Source organism: Pseudomonas sp. NFACC13-1 (assembly GCF_900104425.1).
Lineage (GTDB): Bacteria > Pseudomonadota > Gammaproteobacteria > Pseudomonadales > Pseudomonadaceae > Aquipseudomonas > Aquipseudomonas fluorescens_AA.
In genome coordinates, this window is record NZ_FMXV01000048.1 from 13,439 (window position 1) to 29,084 (window position 15,646).

The following is a 15,646-nucleotide window of genomic DNA, read 5'->3' on the forward strand; positions in this document are numbered from 1 at the left end:
CAACACGAACCCGTACCGGTCGGTGTGGTCGGCGAAATGTACGTGGGTGGCGCGGGTGTCAGCCGCGGTTACCTGAACCGCGCCGAGCTGACCGCCGAGCGTTTCCTCGACAACCCCTTCAGCCATGAGCCGAACGCCCGGATGTACAAGACCGGCGATCTGGGTCGCTGGCTGGCGGACGGCAGCATCGAATACCTGGGGCGTAATGACGACCAGGTGAAGATCCGTGGTTTCCGTATCGAACTGGGCGAGATCGAGGCCGCGCTGGCGGCTTGCGAAGGCGTCAGAGAGGCGGTGGTCATCGCCCGTGAGGACGCGCCGGGGGACCAGCGCCTGGTGGCTTATGTCATCGCCAGGGAAGACGCGCGGCCAGTGGCTGGCGAGCTGCGCACGCAGTTGCTGGGCTCGCTGGCCGACTACATGGTGCCGAGTGCCTTCGTGATGCTCGAAGCCTTCCCGCTGACCACCAACGGCAAGCTGGATCGCAAAGCGTTGCCGACACCGGATCAGTCGGCGGTCGCAACGCGTGAATATGAGGCGCCACAAGGCGAGATCGAAGCCATTCTCGCCACGCTCTGGCGAGAATTGTTGGACCTTGAGCAGGTCGGTCGCCACGACCACTTCTTCGAGCTGGGCGGTCATTCGCTGCTGGCGGTCAAGTTGATCGAGCGCATGCGCAACGCCGGGCTGAGTGCCGATGTGCGGGTGCTGTTCGGCCAACCGACATTGGCTGCGCTGGCTGCTGCGGTTGGCGGACACGCAGACGTCGTGGTGCCGGCCAACCTCATTCCCGCTGGCTGCACACGAATCACCCCGGACATGCTCCCCCTGGTCGACCTGGACCAGGAGTCCATCGACCGTATCGTGGCGACAGTGCCGGGCGGCGTGGCCAATGTGCAGGACATCTACCCGTTGGCGCCGTTGCAGGAGGGGATCGTTTACCACCACCTCGCCGCAGAGCGGGGTGACCCCTACCTTCAATACATGATGTTCGCGTTCGACAGCGCCACGCGCCTGGACAGGTTTGTCCAGGCGTTCCAGGCGGTCATTGCCCGGCATGACATCTTGCGCACGGGTGTGCTCTGGGAAGGTCTGGCCGAGCCTGTCCAGGTGGTCTGGCGTGACGCACGGCTGGATGTGGAGTCGGTGCAGCTGGATCCGGCAGCCGGGGATATTGCCGGACAATTGCATCAACGTTTCGACCCGCGGCACTACCGCCTGGACATTCGCCAGGCACCGCTGATGCGGCTGGCCTATGCGCGGGATCCGGACAATCAGCGCTGGGTCGGTATCCTGCTGTTCCATCACTTGGTGGACGATGCCACGTCCCTGGCGGTACTGGCGGCCGAAATCGAGGCGTACATGCTCGGCCAGGCACAGCGCCTGCCCGCGTCGGTGCCGTACCGCAACTACGTGGCGCAAGCCCGGTTGGGTGTCAATCGCGAAGCCCACGAAGGGTTCTTCCGCGAGATGCTCGGCGATGTCGACGAGCCGACGCTGCCATTCGGCTTGCTGGACGTGCAAGGTGACGGCAGTGCAATCGAGGAAGTGCGCCAGGACGTCGCGCTCGACCTGAGCCGCCGCGTGCGTACCCAGGCCCGTCAGTTGGGGGTGAGCGCGGCGAGCTTGTATCACCTGGCCTGGGCGCAGGTGCTGGGCGTGGTGTCGGGCAAGGAGGACGTGGTCTTCGGCACGGTGTTGGTGGGCCGGATGCAGGGCGGCGAGGGTGCCGACCGGGCGTTGGGCATGTTCATCAATACCCTGCCGTTGCGAGTCCGCCTGGGGCAGACCAGCGTTCGTGACGGCGTGAAGGCGACCCATGGAAGCCTGACGGCCTTGCTGGCCCACGAGCATGCCGCGCTGGCGCTGGCGCAACGTTGCAGCGGCGTGGAAGCGCCAATGCCGCTGTTCAGTGCCTTGCTCAATTACCGTCACACCACGACGACCGCTTCGGCGCAGACATTGGCAGCCTGGGACGGTATCGAGCTGCTGGGCGGTGAGGAACGGACCAACTATCCGCTGACCTTGTCGGTGGACGACCAGGGCGACGCCTTCAGCTTCAGCATCATGACTCCGGCGCGGATCGGCGCGCAGCGCCTGTGCGGTTATGTCCACCAGGCGTTGCGTCACTTGGTGGAGATGCTCGAACGGACACCCGAGGCACTCCTGCACCAGTTGTCGATCCTGCCAGCAAGCGAGCATGAGCAGTTGCTCGAAGGGTTCAACGCCACGCAAGTCGACTATCCACTGGAGCAGACTATTCACAGCCTGTTCGAAGCCCAGGCGTGGCGTACGCCGGATGCGCTGGCCGTGCTGCACGGCGAGCAGGGCCTGAGCTACCGCGAATTGAACGAGCGGGCCAACCGGTTGGCGCATTATCTGCGCGGACGGGGTGTGACGCCGGATTCGCGGGTGGCGATCTGTGTCGAGCGGAGCCTGGACATGGTGGTGGGGCTGCTGGCGATACTCAAGGCGGGCGGTGCCTATGTGCCGCTGGATCCCGCTTATCCGCTGGACCGCATTGCCTACATGCTCGAAGACAGCGCACCGCTGGCAATCATTGCGCAGACCGGTACGTGCGGGTTGCTGGCTGGCTCTGCGGTTCCGGTCATCGATCTGGACAGCGACGCCTGGCGGGGCCTGTCCAGCGCCAACCCGCCTGCGCAGGGCCTGACGTCGGCACATCTGGCCTACGTCCTCTACACCTCGGGGTCGACCGGAAAGCCCAAAGGTGTGATGGTCGAGCACCGCAGTGTGGTCAACCTGTTGTGTGCCATGGGCGATACCCTGGGCATGACGTCGTCCGATCGGATGCTGGCGCTGACGACTCTGGGTTTCGACATTGCCGGCCTGGAGTTGTACCTGCCGCTGTTGCGCGGCGCGAGCATGGTTGTGGCCACTCGCGACCAAGGGCGCGACGGTCAATCACTGGCGCACCTGATCGCGGCCAGCGGTGTCACCGTTGCCCAGGCCACCCCGGCGAGCTGGCGCATGCTGCTCGAATCCGGCTGGCAGGGCACGTCGGGACTGACCGCGTTGTGCGGGGGCGAAGCGTTGCCCGCCGACCTTGCGGCGCGCGTGGCGGCGCGGGTCAAGACGCTGTTCAACGTCTATGGTCCGACCGAAACGACGATCTGGTCGTCGTCGACGCGGGTCAGTGGCCAGGAAACGAGCGACAGTTCGATCAGTATCGGCCGGCCGATCGCCAACACCCGGTTCTACCTGCTCGACAGTCATCGCCATCCCGTTCCGGTCGGGGTGGCCGGGGAACTCTACATTGGCGGTACCGGTGTGGCTCGGGGCTACCTGAATCGCGATGACCTGACGGCCGAACGCTTCCTCAGTGATCCGTTCAGTGATGCGCCCGATGCCCGGATGTACAAGACCGGCGACCTGGGCCGCTACCTCCCGGATGGCAACATCGAATACCTGGGCCGCAATGATGATCAGGTGAAGCTGCGTGGTTTCCGGATCGAATTGGGCGAAATCGAAACCAGGCTCGCCCAGCACGCGGCCGTGAAGGAAGCCGTGGCGCTGGTGCGCGAAGACGCACCGGGGGAGAAACGCCTGGTCGCTTATTTCACCGGATATTGGCCAGATGAAACGGCCGACATCGAGGACCTGCGGATACACCTGCAAACCCTGTTGCCGGCCTACATGGTGCCCACGGCCTATGTGCGTCTCGACGCCTTGCCGCTGACGCCCAACGGCAAGCTCGACCGCAAGGCTCTGCCGGTGCCGGATCTGGCCTGCGTCATTACCCGTGGTTACGAAGCGCCCGTGGGCGAGACCGAAATCACCCTGGCGCAACTGTGGGCCGAGGTGCTGAACGTGGAGCGCGTCGGCCGTCACGATCACTTCTTTGAATTGGGTGGGCATTCCCTGCTGGCCGTCAGCCTGATGGAGCGGATGCGCCAGGAAGGTATGGAAGCGGATGTGCGCGCGCTGTTCGAGCAACCCACGCTCGCGGAGTACGCGGCAATGACAGAAAAAATGGAGATTGTCCTGTGAGTGTGATCGAACTGTTGGCGACCCTGAAAGAAAAAGACGTTCAGCTTTCCATCAAGGGCGATCAGCTCGTGGTCCGAGGCCGCAAGCAGTCGTTGAGCGAGCCTGCGGTCCTGGCGTTGTTGCGCGAGCACAAAGCCACATTGATCGACCTGATCAAGACCGGGCAGTACGATGCGGCCAATGCCGGCGAACCGGAAGTACCCGCCAACCTTATCCCCGAGGGTTGCGTATGCATCACACCGCAGATGTTGCCGTTGGTGACGCTGGACCAGCCGGCCATTGATCGTATCGTCGCCACCGTGCCGGGCGGGGCGGCCAACGTCCAGGATATTTATCCCTTGGCACCGTTGCAGGAAGGCATCCTGTATCACCACCTGACGGCCGCCCAAGGCGATTCCTATGTCTTGCAGGCGCGCTTCGCCTTCAGCCATCGTGGGCGCCTGGCGGATTTTATCGATGCCCTGCAGAGCGTGATCGATCGGCACGATATCCTGCGCACGGCCATCGTTCGCGAAGGCCTGGCAGAGCCGGTCCAGGTGGTCTGGCGGCGGGCCCGGCTGGGTGTAGAGGACGTCAGTGCCGAGCTCGCCGTGGGCGATGTCATGACGCAACTGCAGGCGCGATTCGATCCAAGGCAGCATCGACTGGACGTCAGCCAGGCGCCGCTATTGCTGATGGTCTGCGCCCACGACCCGGTCAATCAGCGCTGGGTTGCCATGCTGCTGTTCCATCACATGGTCCTGGACCATGCGGGACTGGCAGTGGTGCAGCACGAGATGCAGGCCTGGCTGACAGGGCAGGGCGATCAACTGGGGCCCGCCGGCCGTTATCGCGACTATGTCGCACGCACACGACAGGCCAGTCAGCGTCAGGCCGATGAGGCGTTCTTCAGCAAGATGCTGGGCGATGTCGACGAACCGACCCTGCCCTTCGGCCAGCAGGATGTGCTGGGCGACGGCAGTGACGTCGAAGAGCATCACCTGGCGGTGATGCCGGCGCTCGGCCTTCGCCTGCGTGGACAAGCCCGTCAGTTGGGCGTCAGCGCGGCGAGCATCATCCACCTTGCCTGGGCCCAGGTACTGGGCGCCGTATCCGGCCGTGAAGACGTCGTATTCGGCACAGTGATGCTGGGGCGCATGCAGGCTGGTGAAAGCATGAGCCGCTCCCTGGGCATGTTTATCAATACCTTGCCGTTGCGGGTGGATGTGGGCGCCCAGGACGTTCTCGACGGGGTGAAAAACACCCACCGCTGGCTGAGCGCGTTGCTCGGCCACGAATACGCGTCCCTGGCCCTGGCGCAGCGTTGCAGCGGCGTGGCCGCGCCGGCGCCGCTTTTCAGTGCGTTGCTCAATTATCGCCACAGCGTTGGCGCGGCGACCCAGGTGTTGCCGGAGCAAGCCCTTCTCGCCTGGGAGGGGATCGAGAGCCTGAGCGCGCAAGAGCGCACCAATTATCCGCTGGTGCTGTCGGTGGATGATTACTCCGACGCGTTCGCCCTGACAGTGCAGGCCACCCCGGGAATCGATGCGCAACGTATCTGCGAGTACATGCACGCCGCCATCGAGGGCTTGGTCACGGCATTGGAGAATGCCCCCCAAACGCGGATCAACAGTCTGTCGATCTTGCCGCCGACCGAGCGCCAGCGCGTGTTGCAAACGTTCAACGACACAGACCGCGCCTATCCGCGGGAACAGTTGATCCATGCCTTGTTCGAGGCCCGGGTCGAGGCTTGCCCGGATGCGCTGGCGGCGGTGCAATCGGGACAGAGCCTGACGTATCGGGAGCTGAACAAAAAGGCCGACGCCCTGGCGGGGTATCTGCTCGGCCTTGGCGTCCAACCGGGCGACACCGTGGCGATCCTGCTGCCACGCTCCCTTGACCTGCTGATCAGCCAGTTGGCGATTCTCAAGTGCGCGGCGCTCTACCTGCCGCTGGACATCAACGCCCCTGCCGAGCGTCAGCAGTACATGCTCCAGGACAGCGGTGCCGTGCGGGTGTTGACCCTCGCCGCCGAAGCCCTGGACGCAGGCGTGCGGCGGGTGGACCTGGATACCCTCGACCTGCCTGGACAGCCGGCTTTTGACAGGCCGCCGGCGTTCTCGAGCGAAGCCGTGGCCTACATCATGTACACCTCGGGCTCCACCGGCACGCCAAAGGGGGTGCTGGTGCCGCACCGGGCCATCAGCCGGCTGGTGCTCAACAACGGCTATGCCAACTTCAACGGGCAGGACCGCGTGGCGTTCGCCTCGAACCCGGCATTCGATGCCAGCACCCTCGAAGTCTGGGCACCATTGCTCAATGGTGGTTGCGTGGTGGTGGTCGAACAGGATGTCCTGCTGTCCCAGGCGCGTCTCGCCGGATGGCTGACCGAACAATCGGTGAGCGTGTTGTGGCTCACCGCGGGCCTGTTCCACCAGTACGCGGCGGGCCTGATGCCGGTATTCAGGCAACTGCGCTACCTGATTGTCGGCGGCGACGTGCTCGATCCGGCCGTTATCGCTCGGGTCCTGAAAGAAGGCGCGCCGCAACATCTGCTCAACGGCTACGGCCCGACGGAGGCGACAACCTTTTCCACCACTTACCGGATCGAGGCAGTCGGCGAGGGCAGCATCCCCATTGGTCGCCCCTTGGGCAATACGCGGGTCTACCTGCTGGATTCGCAGCGTCGACCCGTGCCCCATGGCGTGGCCGGTGAGCTGTACATCGGTGGCACCGGGGTCGCCAAAGGCTATCTGAACCGACCGGACCTGACCGCGGAAAAATTCCTGTCCGACCCGTTCAGCCAGCAGCCGCAGGCCCTGATGTACCGCACCGGTGACCTGGGGCGGTTCCTGCCAGACGGCAATATCGAATACCTGGGGCGCAACGATGGCCAGGTGAAGATCCGTGGTTTCCGCATCGAGCCGGGAGAGATCGAGGCCCGGTTGACCCAACATGGTGCGGTGAAAGAAGCGGCGGTGCTGGTTCGCGAAGAGATGCCGGGAGAAAAGCGTCTGGTTGCCTATTTCACCCTGCACCGGCCTGATGACACAGTGGATATCGAGGCGCTGCGCGCTCACCTGCAAAGCCACCTGCCGGACTACATGGTGCCCGCCGCCTATGTGCGGCTGGATGCCTTGCCGTTGACGCCCAACGGCAAGCTCGACCGCAAGGCATTGCCGGTACCGGACCAGGCGTCGTTCCTGGCACGCGGTTATGAGGCACCGGTGGGTGAGACCGAAATTGTCCTCGCCAGGTTATGGAGCCAGGTGCTCAATGTCGAACGCGTCGGGCGTCATGATCATTTTTTTGAGCTGGGCGGTCACTCGCTGCTGGCCGTCAACCTGATCGAGCAAATGCGCCAGGTTGGCCTGAGCGCCGACGTGCGTGTGCTGTTTGGCCAACCGACCCTGGCGGCGCTGGCCGCAGCGGTGGGCGGCGGCAAGGAAATCCGTGTGCCGGCTAACGCCATCGCCGCGGGCTGCGAGCGAATCACTCCAGACCTGCTGCCGCTGGCCACGCTGGACCAGGCGGCTATCGACCGCATTGTCGCCACGGTGCCGGGCGGTGCGACCAACGTGCAGGACATCTACCCGCTGGCGCCATTGCAGGAGGGCATTCTCTACCACCACATCTCGGCGCAGCAGGGCGACCCCTACGTGCTCCAGGCGTTGTTCGCCTTCCACAGCAAGGCGCGTCTCGAGGCGTTCGTGCAAGCCTTGCAGGGCGTCGTCGATCGCCACGATATCCTGCGCACCGCGGTGTTGTGGGAAGGGCTGGAGCAGCCGATGCAGGTGGTCTGGCGCCAGGCGCCGCTGAGCGTCGAAGAACTGACCCTGGAAGACCCTGACGATGACGCGGTGACCCGGCTGCACACACGTTTCGATTCTCGCCATCATCGTCTCGATATCCGCCAGGCCCCGCTGATGTGCCTGCGGTTCGCCCATGAGCCGGCCAATCAACGCTGGGTAGCGATGCTGCTGTTCCATCATATCGCCCTGGACCATACCGCACTGGAAGTGGTGCAGCAGGAAATGCAGATGCACCTGCTCGGCCAACAGGACCAACTGGCCGTGGCCATGCCGTACCGCAACTATGTGGCGCAGGCGCGCCTGGGGGTCAGCCAGGAAGAACACGAAGCATTCTTCCGCGAAATGCTTGGCGATGTCGACGAACCGACGTTACCGCTGGGTTTGCAACAGGTCCAGGGTGACGGCAGTGGTATCGAAGAAGCCAGGCTCGATCTCGACGCCGACCTGAGTCGACGCCTGCGGGTCCACGCGCGTCAGCTGGGCGTAAGTGCCGCCAGCCTGCATCACCTGGCGTGGGCGCAGGTGCTCGGGCGGTTGTCAGGGCGCGAGGACGTGGTCTTCGGCACCGTGCTGATGGGTCGGATGCAGGGCGGCGAGGGCGCCGACCGCGCCCTGGGGATGTTCATCAATACCTTGCCGTTGCGAGTGAAGCTCGATGAGCAAAGCGTGCAGGCCGGGATCACCGCCACCCATGAGCGACTGACTGCGTTGCTCGTCCACGAACATGCCTCGCTGGCCCTGGCGCAACGTTGCAGCCGCGTGACGGCCCCGGCCCCGTTGTTCAGTGCGCTGCTGAATTACCGGCACAGCGCCAGTGCCGGCGTCTCGGCCGAGGCCACGACAGCCTGGCAGGGTATCCAGACCCTGAGCAGCGAAGAGCGTTCGAACTATCCGCTGACCCTGTCGGTGGACGACCTGGGTGAGGGTTTCACACTTAGCGCCCTGGTGTTGCAAGGCGTGGGGGCGGCACGCATCTGCGGGTACATGCACACCGCGCTCGAAAGCCTGGTGCAGGCGCTGGAGCAGTCCGCGCATACGCCGCTCACCCGTGTGGAGGTCCTGCCACAGAGCGAACGCCAGCGGTTGCTGGTCGATTTCAACGCCACCCGGCGCGCCTACCCCGAGGAGCAAACCGTGCTGGCGCTGTTCGAAGCCCGGGTCACCCAGGCCCCGGACGCGATTGCTGTCGCCCACGGGCCCCGGCAAATCAGCTACCAGACACTGAACGAGCAGGCGAACCGCCTGGCCCATCATCTGATCGGGCTCGGCGTGCAGCCGGACGACTGTGTCGCGATCCTGCTGCCGCGCTCGATCGACTTGCTGGTCAGTCAGTTGGCAATCCTCAAGTGCGCGGCAGCCTATGTGCCACTGGACCGCAATGCGACCCAGGAGCGCCAGCGCTTCATGCTCCAGGATTGCCGTGCGTCTTGCCTGCTGACCCTCAGCGGCGAGCCGGTGCCTGCGGGCGCGTGTCGCGTCGACCTGGACCGGCTGCAGGAACAGGGACCGGTTCACAACCCGGGGTTTGCGCAGTCCAGCGAGGCGATTGCCTACATCATGTACACCTCGGGCTCGACAGGGCAGCCCAAGGGCGTACTGGTACCGCACCGGGCAATCAACCGGCTGGTAATCAACAACGGTTATGCCGATTTCAACGAGCACGACCGGATCGCCTTCGCCTCCAATCCGGCGTTCGATGCCAGCACCATGGACGTGTGGGGGGCACTGCTCAACGGCGGGCAGGTGGTGGTGATCGACCATGAGACCCTGCTCGAGCCTGCATGTTTTGCCCAGGTATTGAAAACCTCGGGGGCCACCGTGCTGTTCGTGACCACGGCGATCTTCAACCAGTACGTGCAACTGATTCCGGAGGCCATCGGCGGTCTGCGCATCCTGCTGTGCGGTGGCGAGCGCGCCGATGTGGCGTCTTTCCAGCGTTTGTTGCAGTTGGCGCCGACGCTGCGGCTGGTGCACTGCTATGGTCCGACCGAGACCACCACCTATGCCACGACCCTGGAGGTCAAGGCCGTGGTCGAGGATGCGCAGTGCGTGCCCATCGGCGGACCGATTTCCAATACACAGGTGTACGTGCTCGATGCCCATCGACAACTGGTGCCCCAGGGGGTGGCCGGTGAAATCCATATCGGAGGCAAGGGCGTGGCGAAGGGATACCTGAACCGCCCGGAGCTGACCGCGGAAAAATTCATCGCCGATCCATTCAGCCAGGAGCCCGGCGCGCTGCTGTACCGCACCGGCGACTTGGGTCGCTGGTTGCCGGAGGGCAGTCTGGAATGCCTGGGTCGCAACGACGACCAAGTGAAGATCCGCGGTTTCCGCATCGAGCTGGGCGAGATCGAGGCGAAACTGGTCACCTGCGACGGTGTGCAGGATGTGGTGGTCATGGTGCGGGCCGATGAACCGGGCGAGAAGCGCCTGGTGGCCTACGTTGTAGCGCAGCCGCAGGTTACGCTGAGCGTGGCCGGGTTGCGCGAGCAACTGTCCGCGACCCTGGCCGAATACATGATCCCCGGGGCCTTTGTGATACTGCCGACCTTGCCCCTGACGCTCAACGGCAAGGTAGACCGCAAGGCATTGCCCGCGCCGCAGGCCGAAGCCTACGCGAGCCAGGCCTATGAGGCGCCGCAGGGAGAAATCGAACGGACCCTGGCGGACCTGTGGGCCGAGTTGCTGAAGGTGGCGCGGGTTGGTCGCCACGATCATTTCTTCGAACTGGGCGGTCACTCGCTGCTGGCGATGAGGCTGATCGAGCGGATGCGCCAGGTCGGCCTGGCGGTGGACGTGCGGGTCTTGTTCGCCCAGCCGACGTTGCAGGCATTGGCCGCCGCGGTGGGCGGGCATCGTGACGTCGTGGTGCCGGCCAATCTGATCGGCGACAGTTGCCAGCGGATCACGCCGGACCTGTTGCCCCTGGTGGTCCTGGATCAGGAAACCATCGACCGGATCGTGGCGAGCGTGCCGGGTGGCGCGGCCAATGTCCAGGACATCTACCCGCTGGCGCCCTTGCAACAAGGCATTCTTTATCACCATCTGGCGGCCGGAGAGGGTGACCCGTACCTGCTCCAGTCGCAATTTGCCTTTGACCATCGCGACCGTCTCGAGGCATTCACACAGGCGCTGCAGCAGGTCATTGACCGTCACGACATCCTGCGCACCTCAATCGCCTGGGAAGGGCTCGACGAGCCAGTGCAGATCGTCTGGCGCAAGGCGCCTCTGGTGCTGGAGACGGTCACGGCGGACCCGCTGGCAGGGGATGTCGCCGGGCAACTGCATGAGCGCTTCGACGCCCGGCATTACCGGCTGGACCTGCACCATGCGCCCATGCTGCGCCTGGTTTGCGCCGAAGATGCGGTGAATCGGCGCTGGGTGGCCACGCTGCTGTTCCACCACACGATCCTGGACCACACGGCGCTGGAGACGCTGGTACACGAGATGCAGGCCTTCCTGCTGGACCGTGGTGGCGAGTTGGGCTGCGCGATGCAATACCGCGATTACGTGGCGCTGGCCCGTCTGGGCATCAGCCAGCAAGCCCATGAGGCTTTCTTCCGTGACATGCTCGGCGACATCCTGGAGCCGACGCTGCCGTTCGGCCGACAGGATGTGCAGGGCGACGGCAACGGCGTGGAAGAGGTGAAGCGGGTGCTGGCGCTGGAGTTCTGCCGTCGTCTTCGAGGACAGGCACGCCAATCGGGTGTTAGCGCGGCGAGTCTGATGCATCTGGCATGGGCGCAGGTACTGGGCCGCATCAGCGGTCGCGACGATGTGGTCTTCGGTACCGTTCTGTTGGGACGGATGCAAGGCACGGAAGGGGCCGACCGCGCCTTGGGCATGTTCATCAATACGCTGCCCTTGCGAATAAGCCTGGGCGGGCAAACTGCACGCGAGGGCGTCAAGGCCGCGCACAAGCAGCTCACCGGGCTGCTGGGGCATGAGCACGCTCCATTGGCGTTGGCCCAGCGCTGCAGCGGTGTGGCAACCCCTACGCCGCTGTTCAGTGCCTTGCTCAACTATCGCCATAACGCCGTGACGGCAGCGGCTGGCGCAGCGTTGGCGTGGCAGGGCATCGATACCCTTGGCGGCGAGGAGCGTACCAATTACCCACTCTCGCTGGCCGTGGACGACGAGGGTGAAGGTTTCAATCTGGTGGTGCAAGCGGCTTGCGGGATCGACGCGCAACGCGTCGTTGAGTACATGCAAGTCTCGATCGAAAGCCTGGTCGACGCCCTGGAACAGGCCGCGGATACACCGCTGTCCGCGCTGCCGGGCCTGCCTGCCGCCGAGCTTCGACAGTTGCTGGAAACCTGGAATGACACCCGCGTGGCCTACCCGCTGGAGCAGACCATCCATCAACTGTTCCAGGCCCGGGTCCAGGCCTTCCCCGACGCCGTGGCCGTGGTTTGCGGCGACCGGCAACTGAGTTACGTCGAACTGAACGGGCAGGCCAATCGGCTGGCTCATCACCTGCGGGCGCTGGGCGTTCGCCCGGATGATCGGGTGGCGATCTGTATGGAACGCGGTCCAGACCTGCTGGTGGGGCTGCTAGGCATTCTGAAGGCAGGAGCGGCGTATGTGCCGCTGGACCCTGCTTACCCGAGCGATCGCCTGGCCTACATGCTGCAAGACAGCAAGCCGCTGGCGTTGCTGGTGCACACCGCGACCCGTGACCTGTTGACCCATGACGGGTTGACGACCATTGACCTCGACGGTACTGCCTGGCGAGACCAGCCGACCTTCGATGTGGCCGTTGCGGGGTTGACCTCGGCGCACCTGGCCTATGTGATCTACACCTCGGGGTCGACCGGCAAGCCGAAGGGGGTCATGGTCGAGCACCACAGCGTGATCAACCTGCTGTGCGCGATGCGCGACACGCTGGGCATGACCGCTGCCGACCGGATGTTGGCGTTGACGACTTTGGGGTTCGACATCGCCGGCCTTGAGCTGTACCTGCCGCTCATCTGTGGTGCCCGGGTGGTATTGGCTTCCCGTGACCAAGGGCGCGACGGTCAGGCGCTTGCCGGGATGATTGCCTCCAATGGCATCACCTTCGCTCAGGCCACGCCGGCCAGTTGGCGCATGTTGCTCGAATCGGGCTGGCAGGGGGCCCAGGGGCTGATCGCGCTGTGTGGTGGCGAAGCCTTGCCCGCTGAGCTTGCCCAGCATGTGGCGCAGCGGGTCAAGACGTTGTTCAATGTTTACGGACCGACCGAAACCACAATCTGGTCATCGTTCATTCAGGTCGAGGCACGCGCGACGGATGGCAGCCAGGTCAGTATCGGCCGTCCCATTGCCAACACCCGGTTCTACCTGCTCGACGCCCATGGCAGGCCCGTGCCCGTTGGCGTCGCGGGTGAGATTCACATCGCGGGCGCCGGCGTCGCCCGGGGTTACATGAACCGCGACGACCTCACCTGCGAGCGTTTCCTGGCGGATCCATTCCGCCCCGAGACCAACGCAAGGATGTATCGCACCGGCGATATCGGCCGCTACTTGCCGGACGGTCGGATCGACTATCTGGGCCGCAACGACGGGCAGGTCAAGATCCGTGGCCTGCGCATCGAACTGGGCGAAATCGAAGCGGTGCTGGGTGCTTGCCCACAGGTGAGCGAGGCGGTGGTGATCGTGCGCGAAGACTCACCCGGCGAGAAGCGTCTGGTGGCGTACTACAGGGCCCGGGCCGATCAGGATATAACGGCCGAAGCGCTGCGGGCCCTTGTGCTGGAGCAATTGCCTGACTACATGGTGCCCGTGGCGTATGTCCCGCTGGAGACAATGCCGCAGACCCCCAATGGCAAGCTGGATCGCAAGGCCCTGCCTGCGCCTGGCTCGGCTGCGATGGCGGTGGATCGCTATGAAGCGCCACGGGGGGATATCGAACCGGTGCTGGCGCAGATATGGCAGGAACTATTGGGTCTGGATCGGGTGGGTCGTCATGATCGGTTCTTTGAATTGGGTGGGCATTCGCTGCTGGCGATGCGGTTGATCGCCCAGGTACGTCAACGTTTGGGCGTGGAGTTGGCACTGGGCGAACTCTTTGATCATGGGCAATTGAGCGAGCTGGCGCAGGCCGTGGCCGGTTCGGGGCGCAGCACGCTGCAGCCCATTGTGGCGGTGTCCCGCGATGAGCCGTTGCCGCTGTCCTTCGCACAGCAGCGCTTGCTGTTCCTGACACGGGTCGAGGGGGCCAGTTCGGCCTACCATCTTCCTGTGGCGCTGCGCCTGACGGGGGATCTGGACCGCAATGCGCTGCAGCGTGCGCTGGATCGGATCGTGGCGCGTCACGAAGCGCTGCGCACCACCTTCGTATTGCAAGCGGAACAACCGGCCCGGCAAAGTATCGCGGCAGCGGACAGTGGCTTTGCCTTGCGCACCGTGGATCTGTCCGCCCACGCCGAGGCGCAGGCGCAATTGCATGCGCTGGTCGAGCAGGAAGGCGGCGAGCCCTTCGATCTCGAACACGGTCCGTTGATCCGTGGGCAACTGATTCGCCTGGCTGAGCGCGAGCATGTGTTGCTGGTGACGATGCATCACATTGTCTCGGATGGCTGGTCGATGGGCGTCCTGACCCGGGAACTGGTCACTCTCTACGAAGCGTTCCGCCAGGGCCAGGACGACCCGCTGCCGGACCTGCCGGTGCAGTACGCGGACTATGCCGTCTGGCAACGCCGCTGGCTCAGTGGCGAGGTGCTTAAGCAGCAGGGCGTCTGGTGGCAAGCCGCGTTGGCCGATGCGCCGGCGCTGTTGACGCTGCCTGCCGACCGTCCTCGTCCGGCGCAGCAGAGTCATGCCGGTGCAAGCCTTCCGGTCGTCTTCGATGAAGCGCTGACAGCCGATCTCAAGGTGTTGAGCCAGCGCCACGGTACGACTTTGTACATGACGGTGCTGGCCGGTTGGGCTGCGGTGCTTGGTCGCCTCTCGGGGCAGGATACGATCGTCATCGGCTCGCCGACGGCCAACCGTCGGCGCGTGGAGGTCGAGGAGCTGATCGGGTTCTTCGTCAACACCCTGGCCGTGCCCATCGATGTGTCGGGTCGACCGAGCGTGCAGACGCTGCTGCAACGGGTAAAAGCCCAGGCGTTGGGGGCCCAGGCCCATCAGGACCTGCCGTTCGAACAGGTGGTCGAGCTGGTCAAACCGGTGCGTAGCCTGTCCCATAGCGCGGTGTTCCAGGCCATGTTGTCCTGGCAGAACACTGAGAGCGTCGAACTGACACTGCGTGACCTGGTACTGGAAGGCCTGCCTTCCACGAGATGTACGGCGAAATTCGATGTGTCCCTCGACCTTGGGGAGGCCGATGGGCGTATCCAAGGGGCGTTGGAATATGCCACGGCGTTGTTCGACCAGGCGACCATGGAGCGTTACCTCGGCTATCTGGAACGCATGTTGCGGGCGATGGTGGCGGATGCCCGCGTCGCCATCAGCGACATCGTGCTGCCGGACGATGCCGAACGTCGCCAGCTGGAATGTTTCAATGCCACGCAAGCACAGTACCCACTGGAACAGACCATCCATGGGTTGTTCGAGGAACAGGTGCAGCGCACGCCGGATGCATTGGCGGTGCTGCATGGCGGTCAGCGCCTGAGCTATCGCGAGCTGAACGAGCAGGCCAACCGGCTGGCGCATTACCTGCGCAAACAGGGTGTGCGGCCGGACTCGCGGGTGGCGATCTGTCTCGAGCGCGGCAGCGACATGGTCGTGGGCCTGCTGGCGATCTTGAAGGCGGGCGGCGGTTATGTGCCGCTGGATCCGGCGTATCCGGCGGATCGGATTGCCTACATGCTGGCGGATAGCGCTCCGGCGGTGGTGCTGGCGCAGGCGGCAACGGTTGG

Annotated in this window: 2 protein-coding genes; both read left to right on the forward strand. The window is 64.6% G+C overall.

The window, feature by feature from the left end:
* Positions 1–4,011 (forward strand): non-ribosomal peptide synthetase (locus BLQ55_RS30365; protein WP_092259349.1); only part of this gene is annotated, 4,011 nt, incomplete at its 5' end.
* A partial coding sequence (locus BLQ55_RS30370) for a non-ribosomal peptide synthetase (RefSeq protein ID WP_256326671.1) occupies positions 4,008–15,646 on the forward strand: 11,639 nt, incomplete at its 3' end. The genes BLQ55_RS30365 and BLQ55_RS30370, both read left to right, overlap by 4 nt.